The sequence below is a fragment of the Ruegeria sp. N7 genome (assembly GCF_056531345.1).
Window position 1 is genome coordinate 68,483 of record NZ_JBQFLR010000014.1, and the last position, 16,898, is coordinate 85,380.

Genomic DNA, 16,898 nt, shown 5'->3' on the forward strand with positions numbered 1-16,898 from the left:
CGGCCCCAATTACTTTGGAAAGGAGACATGGACCATGAAACCCCACCGCCTTCTTCCCGCGCTGCTGCTTCTTGCCGCGCCAGCCTGGTCAGATGAAACCGCCGAGATCTGCGCCGAAGCCGAAGAACGTTATGTCGAGCTGTTCGGCCACCCCTCGGCCTCGGTCGAGGACGCCAAAGTGGTTTTGATGTACAACTACAATTTCTGCCCGTTCGAACTGACCGTAAAGGCAGGTACAACTGTCCGATGGGTGAATGTCGACAAGCGCACCAGCCACAGTGTGTTGCTGAAAGATGGCAGCGAACCCGAAAGCGACCGGTTGTTCCCGGAAGAAACGGTTGAAATGACCTTCCTGACACCCGGCCCTCAGGATTATCTCTGCGGGCCCCATTGGGAGACACAGAACATGATCGGGGTGATCACTGTCGAGCCCTGATCCCGGGTGTTTTCATAGGCTGAACAGAGGGGCGCGGGCGCAAATCCCGCGCTCCTTAACTTATGTCAAGGAGGTTGGTTTTCGATTGCGCCAATCTGCCCTCATGACACGCCCGGCCTACCCAGCAACGTCCCGCAAAAGCATTGGATTCGCGCAGGAAACCCCGGGTTTCGAAGACATTCAGACCCAGCGAGTTTGAACATGAGCGGTAAGGTTTTTCTGATTGGTGCAGGCCCCGGCGACCCCGAACTGATGACGCTGCGTGCCCTGCGAATGCTGCAGGAAGCAGATGTGGTGGTCTATGACAGGCTGGTGTCTGCTGATATCCTGAATCTGCACGCCGAAGGCGCGCGGCTGATCCCTGTTGGGAAAGCGCCCAAATGCCACACCGTCCCACAGGACCGGATCAACGAAATCCTTCTGGAAGAGGCCAGCGCAGGTCACACGGTCGCCCGTCTGAAAGGTGGCGATCCGATGATCTTTGGCCGCGGCTCGGAAGAAGCCGCTTATCTGATGGCCCATGGCGTGGCAGTCGAATACGCACCGGGGATCACGGCGGCGCAGGGCGCGTCCTGCTCGACCGGCGTGCCACTGACCCATCGCGGTCTGGCCACCTCGGTTCAATATGTTACCGGACACCGGCAGGCAGACAAAGTGCTGGACCTGGACTGGAAACGCCTGGCCGACCCGGACACGACACTGGTGGTCTATATGGGTGTGGCCAATATCGGCCAGATCGCCATGGGGCTGATGACCGAAAACCTGCCAGGATCGACGCCGGTTCTGGCCATCGGAAATGCGACGACACCTGATGAACGCCGGCTGGTGTCACGGCTGGACCAATTGGCCAACGACGTGCGCACCTCCGGGTTGAAGGCACCAACGCTTTTCATCATCGGCAAAGTTGTCTCACTCTACGCCGAACAGCCCGTGGCGAACATTCTGGAACGGGCTCATGGCTAAGCTAGGGTGCAGAAATCGTGTGCCGTGTCCCGCGCCGAACAGAAATGTGCCCGGCCACAAGGGGTGGGTCGCCCGAACCTTTCTGACAACTGCGGTTCTGGCCGCAACGTCCGCCTTTGCTGCCGATGTCATTGATCCCAACGCACTGAAAAGACTTGTGCATCAGGATTGCGGCTCGTGCCACGGGTTATCGCTGAAAGGCGGCCTGGGGCCTGATCTGCGCTCGAAAACACTGGAGCATTATGACGCCGAGGTTTTGACCGGCGTCATCCTTGACGGCATCCCCGATACGGCGATGCCCCCGTGGCGGCCCCTGATCAGCGAAGAAGAGGCCGAATGGATTGCCCGATACCTGCTGGAACAGGAGGCACAATGAAACACCTTATCCTCAGCCTTGCGGCGACATTGATGATGACCACGGCCCAGGCCGAGCCGATGGCGACAGGAGACCTTGGGCTGGTGATCGAACGTGCCAGCGGATCGGTCCTGTTGGTGGACCAGTCCGACCGTGCAGCTCTGGCCCGGATAGAAGGATTGGGCGATCTGTCCCACGCCTCGTTGGTCTATTCACCGGATGAACGTTTTGCCTATGTCTTTGGCCGTGACGGAGGCCTGACCAAGGTTGACATTGTCACCCGCCAGATCGTGAACCGTGTTGTGCAGTCCGGAAACGCCATTGGTGGCGCAATCTCGGACGATGGCGCCTTTGTAGCTGTATCGAATTACGAACCCGGCGGTGTGCGCGTGTTTGATGCGCAAACGCTGGAGATGGTGGCTGACATTCCCACCGGCAGCAAAACGATTGGTCTGGTCGACGCGCCGGGCCGCCGTTTCGTTTTCACAATGTGGGACACCGGCGAGACATGGATCGCGGATTTCGCACAAGGCGCGCCCGAGATCACCAAGATCCCCGATATCGGCAAGAACCCTTATGACGCGCTGATCACTGCCAATGGCCGCACCTATATCACCGGCCTGTTTGGCGAGGATGGTCTGACCGCGCTTGATCTGTGGTCCGACAACCCGGAACCGATCCGCGTTCTACCCGGCTATGGCCGTGGTCAGGAGGAAATGCCGGTCTACAAGATGCCCCATCTGGAAGGTTGGGCGCTGACAGGGTCCGAATTTGTCTTGCCCGCCGTTGGCCACCACGAGGTTTTGTGGATCGACGCCACCACCCTGACCGAGACCGGACGCACGCAAACCTACGGACAGCCGGTTTTTGCCATGGCCCGCCCGGACGGGCGGCAGGTCTGGGTTAACTTTGCCCACCCGCTGAACGATACCATTCAGGTCATCGATACCGTCAGCAAACAGATCATCCACGAATTCAAGCCCGGCCCTGCCGTTTTGCACATGGAATTCACTCCGCGCGGGCACGAGGTCTGGATCAGTGTGCGCGATGCGAACAAGGTCATGGTTTATGACACGCGTAGCTTCGAAAAACTACGTGAGATCGAGGCCGAAAGCCCGTCGGGTATCTTCTTTACCGCGCGTGCGCACAAAACGGGTCTGTAAGTCATGCAACACATTACAGACCCGATCGACCGCCGCTTGCTGGATGAATTTCAGCGCGATTTCCCGGTAACCGAACGCCCGTTTCAGGTTCTTGGAAACGCACTTGGACTTGACGAAAGCGAAGTCATCCACCGCCTTTCAAGAATGCGCACTACGGGTCGCATCACGCGGGTTGGCGCAACCATCACGCCCGGCGCGGTGACGGCCAGTACGCTGGCGGCTGTGTCCGTCCCGGAGGAGCGGCTGGAAGAGGTCGCCGCCCTGATCGACGCCGAACCGGGTGTAAACCACAATTATCAGCGCGAGGACGCCTGGAACCTCTGGTTTGTTGCAACCGGCCCGGATCGGGCGCATGTGAATGCTACCCTAGCGCGGATCAGCCGGGTCACCGGGCTGCGGGTGCTGGATTTGCGGCTGGTGCGCCCTTTCAACGTTGATCTTGGGTTCCGCATGATCGGCGGGGTCAAAACCGTGCCTACAGCACGCCAGGTGGATGCAACTGCGATGCGCGAGGGTGATCGGTATCTACTGCAGACGCTGAGTTCGGGACTGTCTCTGGTCGCTGAACCCTATGCAGATTTGGCACATTCACTGAACCGGGACGTTGATGATGTGATGGCGCGAGTCATCGCGTTGCATTCGGCCGGTATCATCTCGCGGCTGGGCGTCATCGTACGTCACCGGGCGCTTGGCTGGTCGGCCAATGCGATGGTTGTCTGGGACCTGCCAGCGGAGCAGGTCGATACAGCCGGCCCCGCTTTGGCGGCTTTCCCCGGTGTGACCTTGTGTTACGAGCGCAACCCGGTGCCCGGTGTGTGGCCATATCGCCTGTATTCCATGATCCACGCGCGATCCCGCAGCGAAGCTTTGGACGTACTGGCCCGTGCGACGGCCCTGCCAGAACTATCGGGCGCACGGAACAAGGTTCTGTTCTCAACCCGCTGCTTCAAGCAGACCGGCGCGCTGATTCAAACCAAAGAGGTCGCCGCATGACGCTGGACCAAACTGACCGTGCGATCCTGAACCGGATGCAAGACGATCTGCCACTGGTTTCACATCCTTACGCAACAGTCGCCAAAGAACTTGGCCTGTCCGAGGCCGAATTGCTGGCGAGCCTGACGCGCATGAAAGAGACCCGCGTCATCACACGTTTTGGGCCGTTTTTCGATGCCGCGGCGATGGGCGGTGCTTTTTGCCTCTGTGCGATGGCCGTTCCGGTCGGGGAATTTGAAGCCGTCCTGACCAAAGTCAATACACACCCCGAGGTCGCCCATAATTATGAACGCACGCACCGGCTGAACATGTGGTTCGTACTGGCCACGGAAACGCCCGAAGGGATCGAGGCCGCGGCCGATGCAATCGAACGGGAAACGGGGATCGAGGTTCTTTGTTTCCCCAAACTTCAGGAATTTTATATCGGCTTTCGGGTGGCGGCATGATCGACGCAACAGACAGACAGATTATCCAAGCACTACAGGGCGGATTGCCTCTGGTTTCTGCCCCATATGCTCAGGTTGCTGATGATCTGGGGATGCAGGAAGCCGATCTGCTTGAGAGGCTGTCAGCCCTCAAAGCGCGTGGCGTAATCCGCCGCATCGCGGCCGCCCCCAACCACTACAAGCTGGGCATGACCTCGAACGGCATGACTGTCTGGGATGTCGAAGATGACCGCATCGCCGAATTGGGCGCTCAGATCGGTGCTCTACCCTTTGTCACCCATTGCTATGAACGCCCGCGCGCCCTGCCCGACTGGCCCTACAATCTGTTTGCCATGGTTCACGGATCGGATCGGGATGAAGTCGAGGAAAAACGCGCCCAGATCACTACGATCCTGGGTGACGCCTGCCGGGCCAAGGATATCCTCTATTCCACGCGCATTCTGAAAAAGACCGGGCTGCGCCTGAAAAAGAAAGGCTGAGACGATGTTCCGCCTGACCGAATACATGCACCAGCTGGTCAAACCGACCCCGGTGCGAAAACGCCGCCCCGGTCCTGTGAAACCGGTTGTAATCTGGAACCTAACGCGGCGCTGCAATCTGAAGTGCCGTCATTGCTACACCGTCTCGGCGGATGTTGCGTTCCCGGGCGAACTCAGCCACGAGCAAGCCATGGTAACCCTTGAGGATCTGGGCCAGTTTCGCGTCCCGGCCCTGATCCTCTCGGGCGGGGAACCGCTGGACCGATTTGATTTCTTCGACATTGCCAAACGTGCCCGCGACCTTGTGCCGATGCTGGCGCTGTCGACCAACGGGACACGCATTCATGATGAGACCGCCGACATGATTGCCGATGTCGGATTCAACTACGTTGGTATCTCGTTGGATGGGATCGGGGCCACGAATGACTGGTTCCGCGGCGTTGAAGGGGCTTTTGCCGACGCCCTGCGCGGTGTGCGCGAATGCAAGAGGCGCGGCATCAAGGTTGGCTTGCGGTTCTGCCTGACCGAAGGCACGCAGCATCACCTGCCGGACCTGCTTCAGCTATGCGATGACGAGGGCGTCGACAAGTTTTACCTGTCGCACCTGGTTTATGCCGGGCGCGGCGACAAGAACCGCGGCGAGGATGCTGAGCATCAGCGCACCCGCAAGGGAATGGATCTGCTGTTGGAGCGCGCGTGGGAGGCTGCCTCGGGCGGTCGCCCGCTGGATATCGTGACCGGCAACAATGATGCAGACGCGGGGTATTTTCTGAACTGGATTCGTGCGCATTTCGACGCTGACAAGGCTGCGCATGTCCGCGAGCATCTGGCCGCTTGGGGAGGAAATTCCAGCGGTTTGGGTGTGGCCAATATCGACAATCTGGGCCGGGTCCATCCTGACACCTACTGGTCCGATTATACAGTAGGCAACGTTAAGACTAATCCGTTTTCCGAGCTTTGGACCAGCGACGATCCGATGCTGGCCATGCTGCGCACGCGTCCGCGCCCGCTTAGGGGTCGATGTAGGGCCTGCGAGCTAAAGGACGTCTGCGGTGGCAACACCCGCATCCGGGCCCTGCAACTGACCGGTGATCCCTGGGCCGAAGATCCGGCCTGTTACCTGACAAACGAAGAAATCGGTGTTGACGACGCAGGCGAGCGTCTGCGGGTTACGCCGTTCCGGGGGAAAAGCCATGATCCGGCGCATCAATTCTTTTAATCCCGTCTGCTCTGAGCCTTCGACATGGGTGCCAGAGACACCCAAGGGAGCCTCCGGCGGGAGTATTTTTGAAAAGATGAAGCTCGTGGTGATGTGTTCCGTGCTGACCGCAGGTGCAGCCTGGGCAGACGCACCAACGGATTATGCTGAACATTGTGCGTCCTGCCACGGTGAAAACCGTCTGGGCGGCGTCGGCCCGGCCTTGATCCCAGAGACGCTCCAGCGCATGCGCGGGCCCCGCATCGCAGCGGTGATAGCCGAAGGGCGCGCGGCGACGCAGATGCCTGCTTTCTCGCACGAACTTGACGCTTTGCAGATTGAAGAGCTGGCTGGCTGGCTAAAATCACCGCTGGAAACCGACCCCGAATGGGGCGAGGCCCATATCATGGACAGCCGCACGCTGGATGACGGTTACATCCCCGTTGAGGCGCCAGTGTGGTCAAGTGACCCGATGAACATCACTCTGGTGGTCGAAACCGGGGACCATCACGTCAGTGTGCTGGATGGTGACACGTTTGAGGTTCTGGACAGGTTCGAGACACCTTTTGCGGTTCACGGCGGGCCGAAGTTCAGCCCGGATGGGCGTTTCGTTTTCATCATGTCCCGGGATGGCTGGGTTCAGAAATACGACATCTGGGCCCTGCAACAGGTGGGGCGCGTACGGGCGGGGCTTAACAGCCGTAACATCGCAATGTCCGGCGACGGCAAGTGGCTGGCTGTTGCGAATTATTTGCCCAACAGTCTGACCTTGCTGTCGACCGAAGACTTGTCGGTGGCAAAAGTCATTGCGATCAAAGGAAAAGCGGGAAAATCCAGCCGCGTATCCGCGGTGTATCAGGCCCCCCCGCGTGAGAGCTTTGTTCTGGCGCTCAAGGATGTTCCCGAGATCTGGGAGGTCTTCTACGGAGCCAACCCGCCGCAATCCGGGCTGGGTCACGACTTTCGCATCGAAGGGCAGTTCAAGAACCCCGATCCTTTCCCGGTGCGCAAGATCACAACGCCCGACTATCTGGACGATTTCTTTTTCGATCAGAGCTATGAATACGTCATGGGTGCCGCGCGCGATGGCAAGGGCGGACAGGTGATCGACCTTGTTATTGGGCACAAGGTGGCCGATCTGGACTTGCCGGGGATGCCGCATCTAGGCTCGGGGATTACGTGGAAACATGGCGATACGACCGTTATGGCCACGCCGCATCTGACTGACGGCACGGTGTCGGTGATCGACATGGGGACTTGGGAAACCGTCAAGCGGATCAAGACCGAAGGGCCGGGATTCTTCATGCGGAGCCACGAGAATTCGCCTTTCGTCTGGGCCGATGTCTTCTTTGGTCCCAACAAGGATGCCATGCATGTGATCGACAAGCAAAGCCTTGAAATCGTAAAGACTTTGCGCCCTGCCCCGGGCAAGACCGTGGCACATGTAGAGTTCACAAAGGATGGCCGCCACGCGCTTGTGTCGATCTGGGAAGATGACGGCGCGGTGATCGTTTATGACGCGCAGACGCTGGAAGAAGTGCGCCGCCTGCCGATGCGTAAACCATCTGGGAAGTACAATGTCTGGAACAAAATCACCTTCTCGGAAGGCACCAGCCACTGAGGGCAAATGGCCGGTCTGGAAACTGGCCATTCTGCTTTTTCCAGCCACCATGTTGACCGTGGCCATCAACCTGTTTCTGGCCGGGCTGATCCTGCATAGCGCCGGTTTCGGTGTGATTGGACCGGTTCCGGCAATCCTTTGGTCAATACCTTTAGGCATACCCGCGTCCTGGTTGGCGGGGCGATGGGTGCGTGGGTTGATGGACGAAGCGGACGGCTGAAGGGAAATTCCAAAGGCCTGACGAAAGTCAAGTATCGGACAGGGAAAACCGCCTACGACTCGGGAAAGAATACCGAGTTGGATTCTCCATGCCTGCCTTTAACTCTTTCCACACCCTCCCTGTTCGCGCATTACGCGCGGCGTGTGGACTGGCAGGTATTTTCCTTCTGTTGTTGCAAATGCTTGGCCCGGTTCTGGCGAGTCCCGGTGAGAGCATGTGGGTGGAGATCTGCTCGGAGGCGGGCGCGGTCTGGGTTCAAGTTGACCTTGAAAAAGAAGGCGACAACGATCCAACCGCGCCCTGCCCGAAATGCGCGGACTGTGCGCTTTGTGCGGTGACGGTGTCAGCACCGATGCCGGGCGCTTTGCAGCCCGCAAGCGTCGGAAATGTTCAAAATGTACGTTTTGAACATGGGGGGCAGTGCATTTTGTACAGCCCCAAACACCTGTGGCCCGAAACCCGGGGGCCCCCGTTCACGACCCTAGAAGAATCTGAACGCGCCCCGCGCGCGTCCATGGCGTCCACCCAATTGATCGGAGGTGCGCCGTGGTCATAAGTCGCGCAATCCATTTCCTTCTGGCCCTCATTCTGTTCTGCGGTGTCGCAATCAGTGCACGCGCCGACAGTCTTGCCAGCTTTCTTCCTGACATCGATCCGGCTGACCTGGCCCCGGGTGCCGACGCGTTTGGCCCGGTACGCAGCGACGTGAAGGTTGCCCCGGTCCTTCGGGGTGGCGAGACCATCGCGTGGGCTTTTCTCACTTCGGACTTTGTCGGAACGACCGGCTATTCGGGCAAACCCATTCACGTGGTTGCTGCCATCGACGCAGACGCTGTTCTGACCGGTGTTCAGCTGGTCAAGCATTCCGAACCCATCGTGCTGATCGGCATTCCCAATTCCCGGATGGTTGAACTGACCGAAGGCTATGCGGGCCTTGACCTGAAACGAGAGGCCGAGACCGGGGGTGAGGGGCATGACCTAGACATTATCTCGGGTGCGACCGTGACGATCATGGTGATCGATGACAGCCTTGTGCGCGGAGGGATCAAAGTGGCCCGCGCGCTGGGACTGGGCGGATTGTCTCCGGTACAAGCTGGAGGTCCCCAGCGCGAAGTCGATTTGGCGCAGGATGCGGTTTACGACTGGACCACATTGTCTGGAGACGGCTCGGTCCGGCGGATGACGCTGGATGTCGGGCAGGTCAATGCTGCCTTTGAAGCCACCGGGGATCAGCGCGCGATCAAGCGACCCGAACCGGGCGAGCCGGATGACACCTTCATCGACATGCACATGGCGCTTGTTTCGGTCCCGTCTATCGGCAAGTCGCTGCTGGGTGAGGCTGAATACCAGAACCTGACCAACTGGCTGGACGAAGGTGAACAGGCCATTCTGGTTCTGGGGCGCGGGGCCTATAGCTTCAAGGGCTCGGGCTATGTCCGGGGTGGGATCTTTGACCGGATTCAACTGATCCAGGGCGACAGCTCGGTGCGGTTCTTTGACAAGCAGCAGCGCCGTCTGGGTGAGGTTGCCGCGCCAGATGCCCCCAGCTTTACCGAATTGGATATCTTCAAGATTCCCGCTGATGCCGAGTTTGACCCGGCCGAGCCGTTCCGCCTGCAATTGCTGGTGCAGCGTGCCGTCGGGGCGGTTGAAAAGACCTTTCTGACCTTCGATCTGGGATACAAACTGCCGGAACAGTACCTGTTGCCCGTCACCGCGCCTTCGGTCGTGGATGATGCAACAGGCGAAGCGGCCGCCAAGGCCGCCCTGTGGCAGCGCATCTGGAAGGATCGCACTGTCGAGATCGCCGGGCTTGGTGTCATGCTGCTGGTGCTGACGGCGACGTTCTTCTTCCAGTTCCACGCCACGATGAATGCGCGCGTCTTCTACTGGTTCCGCATCGGGTACCTGACGATAACCCTGTTCTTCATCGGCTGGTATGCCAATGCACAGCTGAGCGTGGTGAACCTGATGGCGCTGGCGGGCAGTCTGCGAACCGGGTTCTCGTGGGATGCGTTCCTGCTGGACCCGCTGGTCTTTATCCAGTGGTTTGCCGTGGCCGCAGCCCTGTTGTTCTGGGGCCGTGGGGCCTATTGCGGATGGCTGTGCCCGTTTGGCGCGCTTCAGGAGCTGACCAACAAGATCGCGCGGGCGCTGAAAGTGCCGCAATGGACTTTGCCCTGGGGTCTGAACGAGCGTCTCTGGCCTGCGAAATACATGATCTTTCTGGGTCTTTTTGGGCTGAGTTTCGTATCGATCCCTCTGGCCGAGCAATATGCCGAGATCGAGCCGTTCAAGACCGCGATCATTCTGAAATTCATGCGCGACTGGCCGTTTGTGGTCTTTGCGCTGGTCCTGCTGGGGATCGGGCTGTTCGTTGAACGGTTCTATTGCCGCTATCTTTGCCCGCTGGGCGGAGCGCTGGCGATCCCTGCCCGTATCCGCATGTTCGACTGGCTGCGCCGCTACAACGATTGTGGCACGCCCTGTCAGACCTGCGCCAATGAATGCCCCGTTCAGGCGATCCACCCCACCGGTGAGATCAATCCGAACGAGTGCGTCACCTGCCTGCATTGTCAGGTGCTCTATCAGTCCGAGGACAAATGTCCCGTCGTTATCCGCCGACTGAAACGGCGGGCCAAGACCGGGTCGGTCACACCTAAGACCCCCCTCGGGCAACCACCGGCGAACCATCCGAACGCCAAACCGAAAACCGTTTCCTAAAAAGGAGGAACGACCATGTCGGACCAAGAAAACAAACTGAACATCACGCGCCGCGGAATGCTGGGGGCCACTGCCACCGGTGCCGTCATCGCCGGGACCGGTCTGGGATCGACCCTGATGACCGCGAAAGAGGCCAGCGCTGCCGCCAAGCAGCATCTGGAACCGGGCGAGCTGGACGAATATTACGGCTTCTGGTCGTCGGGCCAGACTGGCGAGCTGCGCATTCTGGGCGTGCCGTCCATGCGCGAGCTGATGCGGGTGCCGGTGTTCAACCGCTGCTCGGCCACGGGCTGGGGCCAGACCAACGAGTCGCTGAAGGTTCTGACCGAAGGCCTGCTGCCTGAAACCAAGGAATTCCTGGCTGCAAACGGCAAGGTCACCTATGACAACGGCGACCTGCACCACCCGCATATGTCGTTCACCGACGGCACCTATGATGGCCGTTATCTGTTCATGAACGACAAGGCCAACACCCGCGTGGCCCGTGTGCGTTGTGACGTGATGAAATGCGACAAGATCATCGAGATCCCGAACGCGCATGACATCCACGGCCTGCGTCCGCAGAAATTCCCGCGCACCGGCTATGTCTTTGCCAATGGTGAGCACGAGGCCCCGCTGGTCAATGACGGCCAGATCCTTGATGATCCGTCGCAATATGTGAACATCTTTACCGCCATCGACGGCGACAGCATGGAAGTTGCATGGCAGGTGATGGTGTCGGGCAACCTCGACAACACCGACTGCGACTATCAGGGCAAATACGCCTTCTCGACCTCGTATAACTCGGAAATGGGTATGAACCTGGCCGAGATGACCGAGAACGAGCTGGACCATGTGGTCGTGTTCAACCTCAAAGGTATCGAAGAAGCCGTAGCGGCCGGGAACTATCAGGAACTGAACGGCGTCAAGGTCGTGGACGGGCGTAAAGAGGCGGGTGGAAACCTGACCCGGTACATCCCGATCCCGAACTCGCCACACGGTGTGAATGCGGCACCCGACAAGAAACACATCATGATCAACGGCAAGCTGTCGCCGACTGTATCCGTGATCGATGTGGAAAAGGTCGATGCGCTGTTCAGCGAAAACGCCGATCCGCGTTCCGCTGTTGTCGCCGAGCCGCAGCTGGGCCTTGGCCCGCTTCACACGGCATTCGACGGCAAGGGCAACGCCTATACCACCCTGTTCCTGGACAGCCAGGTGGTGAAGTGGGACATCGCCAAGGCGATCGAGGCCTATGCGGGTGCCGATGTTGACCCGATCGTCGACAAGGTCGACGTGCATTACCAGCCGGGCCACAACTCGACCTCGATGGGTGAAACTGCCGAAGCTGATGGCAAGTGGCTGATTTCGATGAACAAGTTCTCGAAAGACCGCTTCCTGAACGTGGGTCCTCTGAAGCCCGAGAATGAGCAGCTGATCGATATTTCCGGCGACAAGATGAAGGTGGTCCATGACGGCCCGACCTTTGCCGAGCCGCATGACTCGATCATTGTTCACCGGTCCAAGGTGAACCCGGTCAATGTCTGGGACCGCAACGACCCGATGTGGGAAGAGGCGCGTGCGCAGGCTGCCGCTGACGGTGTCGATCTGGACGAAGGTACCGAGGAACCGATCCGGGATGGCAACAAGGTGCGGGTCTACATGACCTCGACCGCGCCCGTGTTCAGCATGGAGAAGTTCACCGTCAAGCAGGGTGACGAGGTGACCGTCTATGTCACCAACCTCGATGACGTGGATGATGTGACCCACGGCTTCTGCCTGTCGAACTTCGGTATCGCGATGGAAGTTGCACCGCAGGCCACCGCCTCGGTCACGTTCATTGCCGACCGTCCGGGCGTGCACTGGTTCTATTGCCAGTGGTTCTGTCACGCGCTGCACATGGAGATGCGCGGCCGGATGTTTGTTGAGCCGCGGAGCGCATAAACATGCGTTGGCCACTGCTCATACCGCTCATGCTCGGCTCGCCCCTTTGGGCGGCGGAATGGGATGTGCCCAACCGGGCGGGGGCCATCAACGAGATACTGGCGCAGGCGGCGGATGGAGACACCCTTCGCCTGAGCCCCGGCGTTTACGTCGAGCAGTTGGTTCTGGACCGGCCCGTGACCCTCGACGGGCTGGGACAGGCCACCATCGACGGACAAGGCCAAGGCAGCGTGATCACAGTGACCGGGCCGGGCGTGACCCTGCGCGGGCTGACGGTGATCGGATCAGGCTCGGATCATGACGGGATCGACAGCGGCATCCAGCTGACCAAGACGGCGCGCGCGCCGGTGGTCGAGGATAACGTGCTGCTGGGCAATCTTTACGGCATCGACATACACGGTGCGAAGGACAGCATCGTACGACGCAACCGGATTGAAGGGCGACAGGATCGCCACATGAACGCGCGTGGCAATGGTGTCTATGTCTGGAACGCGCCGGGTGCAGTGGTTGAAGGCAATGACATCCGCTATGGGCGCGACGGGATCTTTGTGAACTCGTCCAAGAAGAACACCTTTACCGGCAACCTATTCCGCGATCTGCGGTTTGCCGTTCACTACATGTATGCCGACGACTCGGTCGTCAGCGACAATGTCTCGATCGGCAACGATCTGGGCTATGCGGTGATGTTCACGACCAATGTGCGGGTCGCCAACAATGTCTCGATCGGGGACCGCGAACATGGCGTGATGCTGAATTACGCCAACAAGAGCGTCATCACCGGCAATGTGGTGAAAGGTGCCAAGGAAAAATGCACCTTCCTCTATAACTCGAACAAGAACGAATTCACCGACAACTGGTTTGAGGGATGTGGCATCGGTATCCACTTTACCGCTGGCAGCGAACGCAACCGCATTGTTGGCAATTCATTCATCGGAAACCGGACGCAGGTGAAATACGTCTCGACCAAGTGGGTCGAGTGGTCCGAGGACGGGCGCGGCAATTACTGGTCCGATTTTGCCGCCTATGATGTGGATGGCAACGGTATCGCCGATGTCCCCTATCGACCCAATGACAGTATGGACCATGTGCTGTGGACCCAACCCGCAGCCAAATTGCTGCTCGGCTCGCCTGCCGTGCAGCTGGTGCGCTGGTCGCAATCGGCCTTCCCGGCACTGTTGCCGGGGGGTGTGATGGACAGCAACCCATTGATGCAAGCCCCTGAACCCCCAGCTATGAAAAAGGTGCCTCATGACGGATAAGGCCCTGTCAATTGACCATGTCAGCAAGAACCGGGGGAAAACCCGCGTTCTTGACGATATCACCCTGTCCCTTGCCCCCGGTCAGCGCGTGGCGCTGCTGGGCCATAACGGCGCGGGAAAGTCGACCCTGATCAAATCCATCCTTGGCCTGACGCCCATTCGGGACGGAGCCATTCGGATCGGGGGCGCCACCCCCGGCAGCGCGCAGGCGCGGCGGGATACGGCCTATCTGCCCGAGGCGGTCTCGTTTCACCCGGCGTTGACCGGGCGCGAGCAGCTGACGCTGTTTGCAAAACTGTCCGGGTCAAAAGCCGATGTTCCCGGCCTGCTGGAGCGCGTTGGCCTGAGCGACGCATTGGACCGCCGGATCGGTGCCTATTCCAAGGGGATGCGGCAACGACTGGGACTTGCGCAGGTGCTGCTGGGACAGCCGAAAGTGGCGCTGCTGGATGAGCCGACATCGGGCCTGGACCCGATCTCGCGTCAGGACCTCTATGCCATTATCGACGAATTGGCCGCGCAGGGTACTGCGGTGCTGATTGCCAGCCATGCGTTGACCGAGGTTGAGGCCCGCACCGACCGGATCGCCATCATGCGCAAGGGTCGGATGGTGGCCGATGACACGCTGAACAACCTGTCGGCGCTGGCCGGGCTGCCGATCCGCCTGAAGGTGCGCGCCAGCGCCAATGCAGATGCCCTGGCCGCTGAACTGGGCGGCAACCGGATCAACGGCGCATCGGTCGAGCTGCTGTGTACACCCGAAGACAAGATGGAGGCCCTGCGCCGGATCGCCGGGTTGGGCGATGCAGTGGCGGATGTGGAAATGACCCCGCCCAAGCTGGAGGATCTTTATCGCCACTACGCACAAGAGGAGAGGACATGACCCGCTTCCTTGCCATCACCCGAACTGAAATGCTGATCCTGCGCCGCAACCGCTGGCTGTTGGTTGCCACGCTGATCATGGTGCTGTTCGCCTTGGCGCTGACCTTTGCGGGCAGTGCGCCCACCGGCACATTGGGTGTTGATATGCTGACCGTTTCGGTCGCGTCGATGACCACGCTGTCGGTTTACCTTGCGCCTTTGCTGGCGCTGATGATTTCCTTCGATGCCATCGCGGGCGATGTGGACCGGGGCAGCCTGTCGCTGCTGCTGTCTTATCCGGCTGGACGCGGGGAAATCCTGTTGGGCAAGTTCTGCGCCCATCTGGCCGCGCTGGCCTTTGCCATGACCGTGGGTTTTGGCACCGCAGGCGCGGTAGCCGCGTTCTTTGGTGGTGCGGGGCCGGAAAGCCTGATGGCGCTGGTGCGACTTATCCTGACCTCGATCCTGCTGGGCGCCGTGTTTCTGGCGCTTGGATACCTGCTGTCCGCTTTGGCGAGGGGCGCCACGGCGGCAGCGGGTCTGTCGGCCGGGCTTTGGCTGGTTTTTGTCGTCCTTTATGATCTGGGCCTGTTGGGGGCCGTCGTCATGGACAAGGGCGGCGCATTCACCCAATCCGTCTTTCCATGGGTGATGGTGGCCAACCCGGCCGACGCGTTCCGTTTGTGGAACATCGCCGCGACGGAAGGCGTGGCCATGGCTTCGGGCATGACCGGGGCCGCACAGGCGCTGCCGGTCTGGGCCGCACCCGCGTCGCTGCTGATCTGGCCGGTGCTGGGCTTTGCCCTCGCCCGGCTGGCTTTCCGGAGGGTCGAGCCATGAGACGCCTTGCCCTGATCGCATTGCTCGCACTGGCGGCCTGCAAGGAAGAGCTGGCCGAGGCCCCTGACCCGGTCGACCTGACACCCGATGCGCTGAGCTATTTCTGTCAGATGAATGTCACCGAGCATGGCGGCCCCAAGGGGCAGGTTCATCTGGAAGGCTATCCGGCCCCGCTGTTTTTCGCGCAGGTGCGGGACATGGTGGCCTATCTGAAAAGCCCCGAGCGCGATGCGGATATCACTGCCATATATGTCAGCGATATGGGTGTCGCGCCAAGCTGGCGGCAGCCAGGGATTTCGAACTGGATCGCTGCGGATGGTGCGACTTTTGTCGTTGGTGCCGATGTGGCAGGTGGCATGGGGGCGCGCGAAGTGGTGCCCTTTGCTGATCCTGCCGATGCGCGGGTTTTCGCGGAGACCTATGGCGGGACCGCGATGCGCCTGCCCGACATTCCCGACGCCGAAGTGCTTGGCCCTGTCGATCTTGATCTGACATTGGAGACCCCCGTATGACCGCCCTGTCCCGTCGCCGTTTTCTGATCATTTCAGCTGCCTGTGCGGCCACCCCGGCCATGGCTTCGGACGCGCATTGGCGCGGCACAGCCCTTGGGGCTGCGGCCAGCCTGCGGCTGGTTGGGCTGGCGGATGTCGAGGCCGCACCGATCATTGCCGCCGTCGAGGGTGAGGTGACCCGGCTGGAGGATATCTTCAGCCTGTACCGTCCGCAGTCACAGCTGAGCCGCCTGAACCGCGACGGTGTTTTGACCGCACCCGCGCCTGAGCTGTTGAATGTGCTGAGCCTGAGCAGTGCGCTGCATCAGGCCTCCGGCGGCGCTTTCGATCCCAGCATTCAGCCCCTGTGGTATGCTTTGGCAACAGGGGCAGGCCCCGGAGATCTGGCTGCCGCCCGCGCTGCTGTGGGTTGGGAACGGGTGTCTTTCGATGCTGCGTCGGTGCGGCTGCCGGTGCCGGGCCAGTCGGCCCTGACGCTGAACGGAATCGCCCAAGGAGCGATCACGGATCGGATCGCCGCGCTGCTGCGTGGCTTTGGTTTGCGTGATGTTCTGGTCGATATGGGAGAGGTTGCCGCCTTGGGTGCGCGAGGCGACGGCGCCCCCTGGAAAGTCGGGTTGGTCGCGCCGGACCAGCGGGTTTTGAAACGGGTCGCGCTGCGTGACCGCGCGGTCGCGACATCATCGTCGCTGGGGACGCAGCTGGGACAGGGTTTGGGCCACATCATCACCCCGGACGGGCCTGCAAACCGGGACAGAACGGTTTCGGTTTCTGCCCCTGACGCGGTGATCGCAGATGGGCTGTCTACTGCGATATGCGCGGCGCCCGAAAGCCAAGTAGCTGAAATCTTTAGATATTTTATCGGAGCCCGTGTCGAGCTGAATGTATGACGCATGGTCGCAAAT

Annotated in this window: 17 protein-coding genes; all 17 read left to right on the forward strand. The window is 60.3% G+C overall.

Going from position 1 to position 16,898, the window contains the following annotated elements; all coding sequences use genetic code 11:
- Window positions 1-34: 34 nt before the first annotated feature.
- The gene (locus ACR0ES_RS15065) at window positions 35-436 is read left to right on the forward strand and encodes a cupredoxin domain-containing protein (RefSeq protein WP_480488725.1); all 402 of its coding nucleotides are present in this window, start codon (window positions 35-37) and stop codon (window positions 434-436) included.
- 201 nt (window positions 437-637) lie between these two features.
- Window positions 638-1,399: a uroporphyrinogen-III C-methyltransferase gene (gene cobA, locus ACR0ES_RS15070; protein WP_480484311.1), complete on the forward strand. Its 762-nt coding sequence runs from the start codon at window positions 638-640 to the stop codon at window positions 1,397-1,399.
- 46 nt (window positions 1,400-1,445) lie between these two features.
- Complete coding sequence (locus ACR0ES_RS15075) at window positions 1,446-1,775, forward strand: c-type cytochrome (RefSeq protein WP_480488726.1); 330 nt, start codon at window positions 1,446-1,448, stop codon at window positions 1,773-1,775.
- Window positions 1,772-2,917 carry a cytochrome D1 domain-containing protein gene (locus ACR0ES_RS15080; RefSeq protein ID WP_480871204.1) on the forward strand — a complete coding sequence of 382 codons (1,146 nt, stop codon included), beginning with the start codon at window positions 1,772-1,774 and terminating at the stop codon, window positions 2,915-2,917. The genes ACR0ES_RS15075 and ACR0ES_RS15080 overlap by 4 nt, the downstream gene beginning before the upstream one ends.
- 3 nt (window positions 2,918-2,920) lie before the next feature.
- Window positions 2,921-3,910, forward strand: a complete 990-nt coding sequence (gene ahbB / locus ACR0ES_RS15085) for a siroheme decarboxylase subunit beta (RefSeq protein ID WP_480871206.1) — start codon at window positions 2,921-2,923, stop codon at window positions 3,908-3,910.
- Window positions 3,907-4,356, forward strand: a complete 450-nt coding sequence (locus tag ACR0ES_RS15090; RefSeq protein ID WP_480774215.1) for an Lrp/AsnC family transcriptional regulator — start codon at window positions 3,907-3,909, stop codon at window positions 4,354-4,356. Before ahbB (ACR0ES_RS15085) ends, ACR0ES_RS15090 begins: the two co-directional genes overlap by 4 nt.
- Window positions 4,353-4,835, forward strand: a complete 483-nt coding sequence (ahbB, locus tag ACR0ES_RS15095) for a siroheme decarboxylase subunit beta (RefSeq protein WP_480774214.1) — start codon at window positions 4,353-4,355, stop codon at window positions 4,833-4,835. Before ACR0ES_RS15090 ends, ahbB (ACR0ES_RS15095) begins: the two co-directional genes overlap by 4 nt.
- A 4-nt stretch (window positions 4,836-4,839) precedes the next feature.
- Window positions 4,840-6,054, forward strand: a complete 1,215-nt coding sequence (gene nirJ, locus ACR0ES_RS15100) for a heme d1 biosynthesis radical SAM protein NirJ (RefSeq protein ID WP_480774213.1) — start codon at window positions 4,840-4,842, stop codon at window positions 6,052-6,054.
- Window positions 6,055-6,130: 76 nt separating this feature from the next.
- On the forward strand, window positions 6,131-7,654 hold the full coding sequence (locus ACR0ES_RS15105) for a cytochrome D1 domain-containing protein (RefSeq protein ID WP_480774212.1): 1,524 nt from the start codon (window positions 6,131-6,133) through the stop codon (window positions 7,652-7,654).
- A complete protein-coding gene (locus ACR0ES_RS15110; RefSeq protein WP_480871208.1) occupies window positions 7,611-7,874 on the forward strand; it encodes a hypothetical protein in 264 nt (87 codons plus the stop codon). The genes ACR0ES_RS15105 and ACR0ES_RS15110 overlap by 44 nt, the downstream gene beginning before the upstream one ends.
- 546 nt (window positions 7,875-8,420) lie before the next feature.
- Window positions 8,421-10,598 (forward strand): 4Fe-4S binding protein, encoded by a 2,178-nt coding sequence (locus tag ACR0ES_RS15115; protein WP_480871210.1) that lies wholly within the window; start codon window positions 8,421-8,423, stop codon window positions 10,596-10,598.
- 15 nt (window positions 10,599-10,613) lie between these two features.
- Entirely contained in the window at window positions 10,614-12,521 is a 1,908-nt protein-coding gene (nosZ, locus tag ACR0ES_RS15120) for a TAT-dependent nitrous-oxide reductase (RefSeq protein WP_480871212.1), read from the forward strand.
- Window positions 12,522-12,523: 2 nt separating this feature from the next.
- Window positions 12,524-13,780, forward strand: coding sequence for a nitrous oxide reductase family maturation protein NosD (locus tag ACR0ES_RS15125; RefSeq protein WP_480871214.1), 1,257 nt, complete (start codon window positions 12,524-12,526; stop codon window positions 13,778-13,780).
- Entirely contained in the window at window positions 13,770-14,663 is an 894-nt protein-coding gene (locus ACR0ES_RS15130) for an ABC transporter ATP-binding protein (RefSeq protein ID WP_480539707.1), read from the forward strand. Before ACR0ES_RS15125 ends, ACR0ES_RS15130 begins: the two co-directional genes overlap by 11 nt.
- The gene (locus ACR0ES_RS15135) at window positions 14,660-15,481 is read left to right on the forward strand and encodes an ABC transporter permease (RefSeq protein WP_209507037.1); all 822 of its coding nucleotides are present in this window, start codon (window positions 14,660-14,662) and stop codon (window positions 15,479-15,481) included. The genes ACR0ES_RS15130 and ACR0ES_RS15135 overlap by 4 nt, the downstream gene beginning before the upstream one ends.
- On the forward strand, window positions 15,478-15,993 hold the full coding sequence (locus ACR0ES_RS15140; RefSeq protein WP_480539709.1) for a nitrous oxide reductase accessory protein NosL: 516 nt from the start codon (window positions 15,478-15,480) through the stop codon (window positions 15,991-15,993). The genes ACR0ES_RS15135 and ACR0ES_RS15140 overlap by 4 nt, the downstream gene beginning before the upstream one ends.
- A complete protein-coding gene (locus ACR0ES_RS15145) occupies window positions 15,990-16,883 on the forward strand; it encodes an FAD:protein FMN transferase (protein ID WP_480546658.1) in 894 nt (297 codons plus the stop codon). Before ACR0ES_RS15140 ends, ACR0ES_RS15145 begins: the two co-directional genes overlap by 4 nt.
- Window positions 16,884-16,898: the final 15 nt, after the last annotated feature.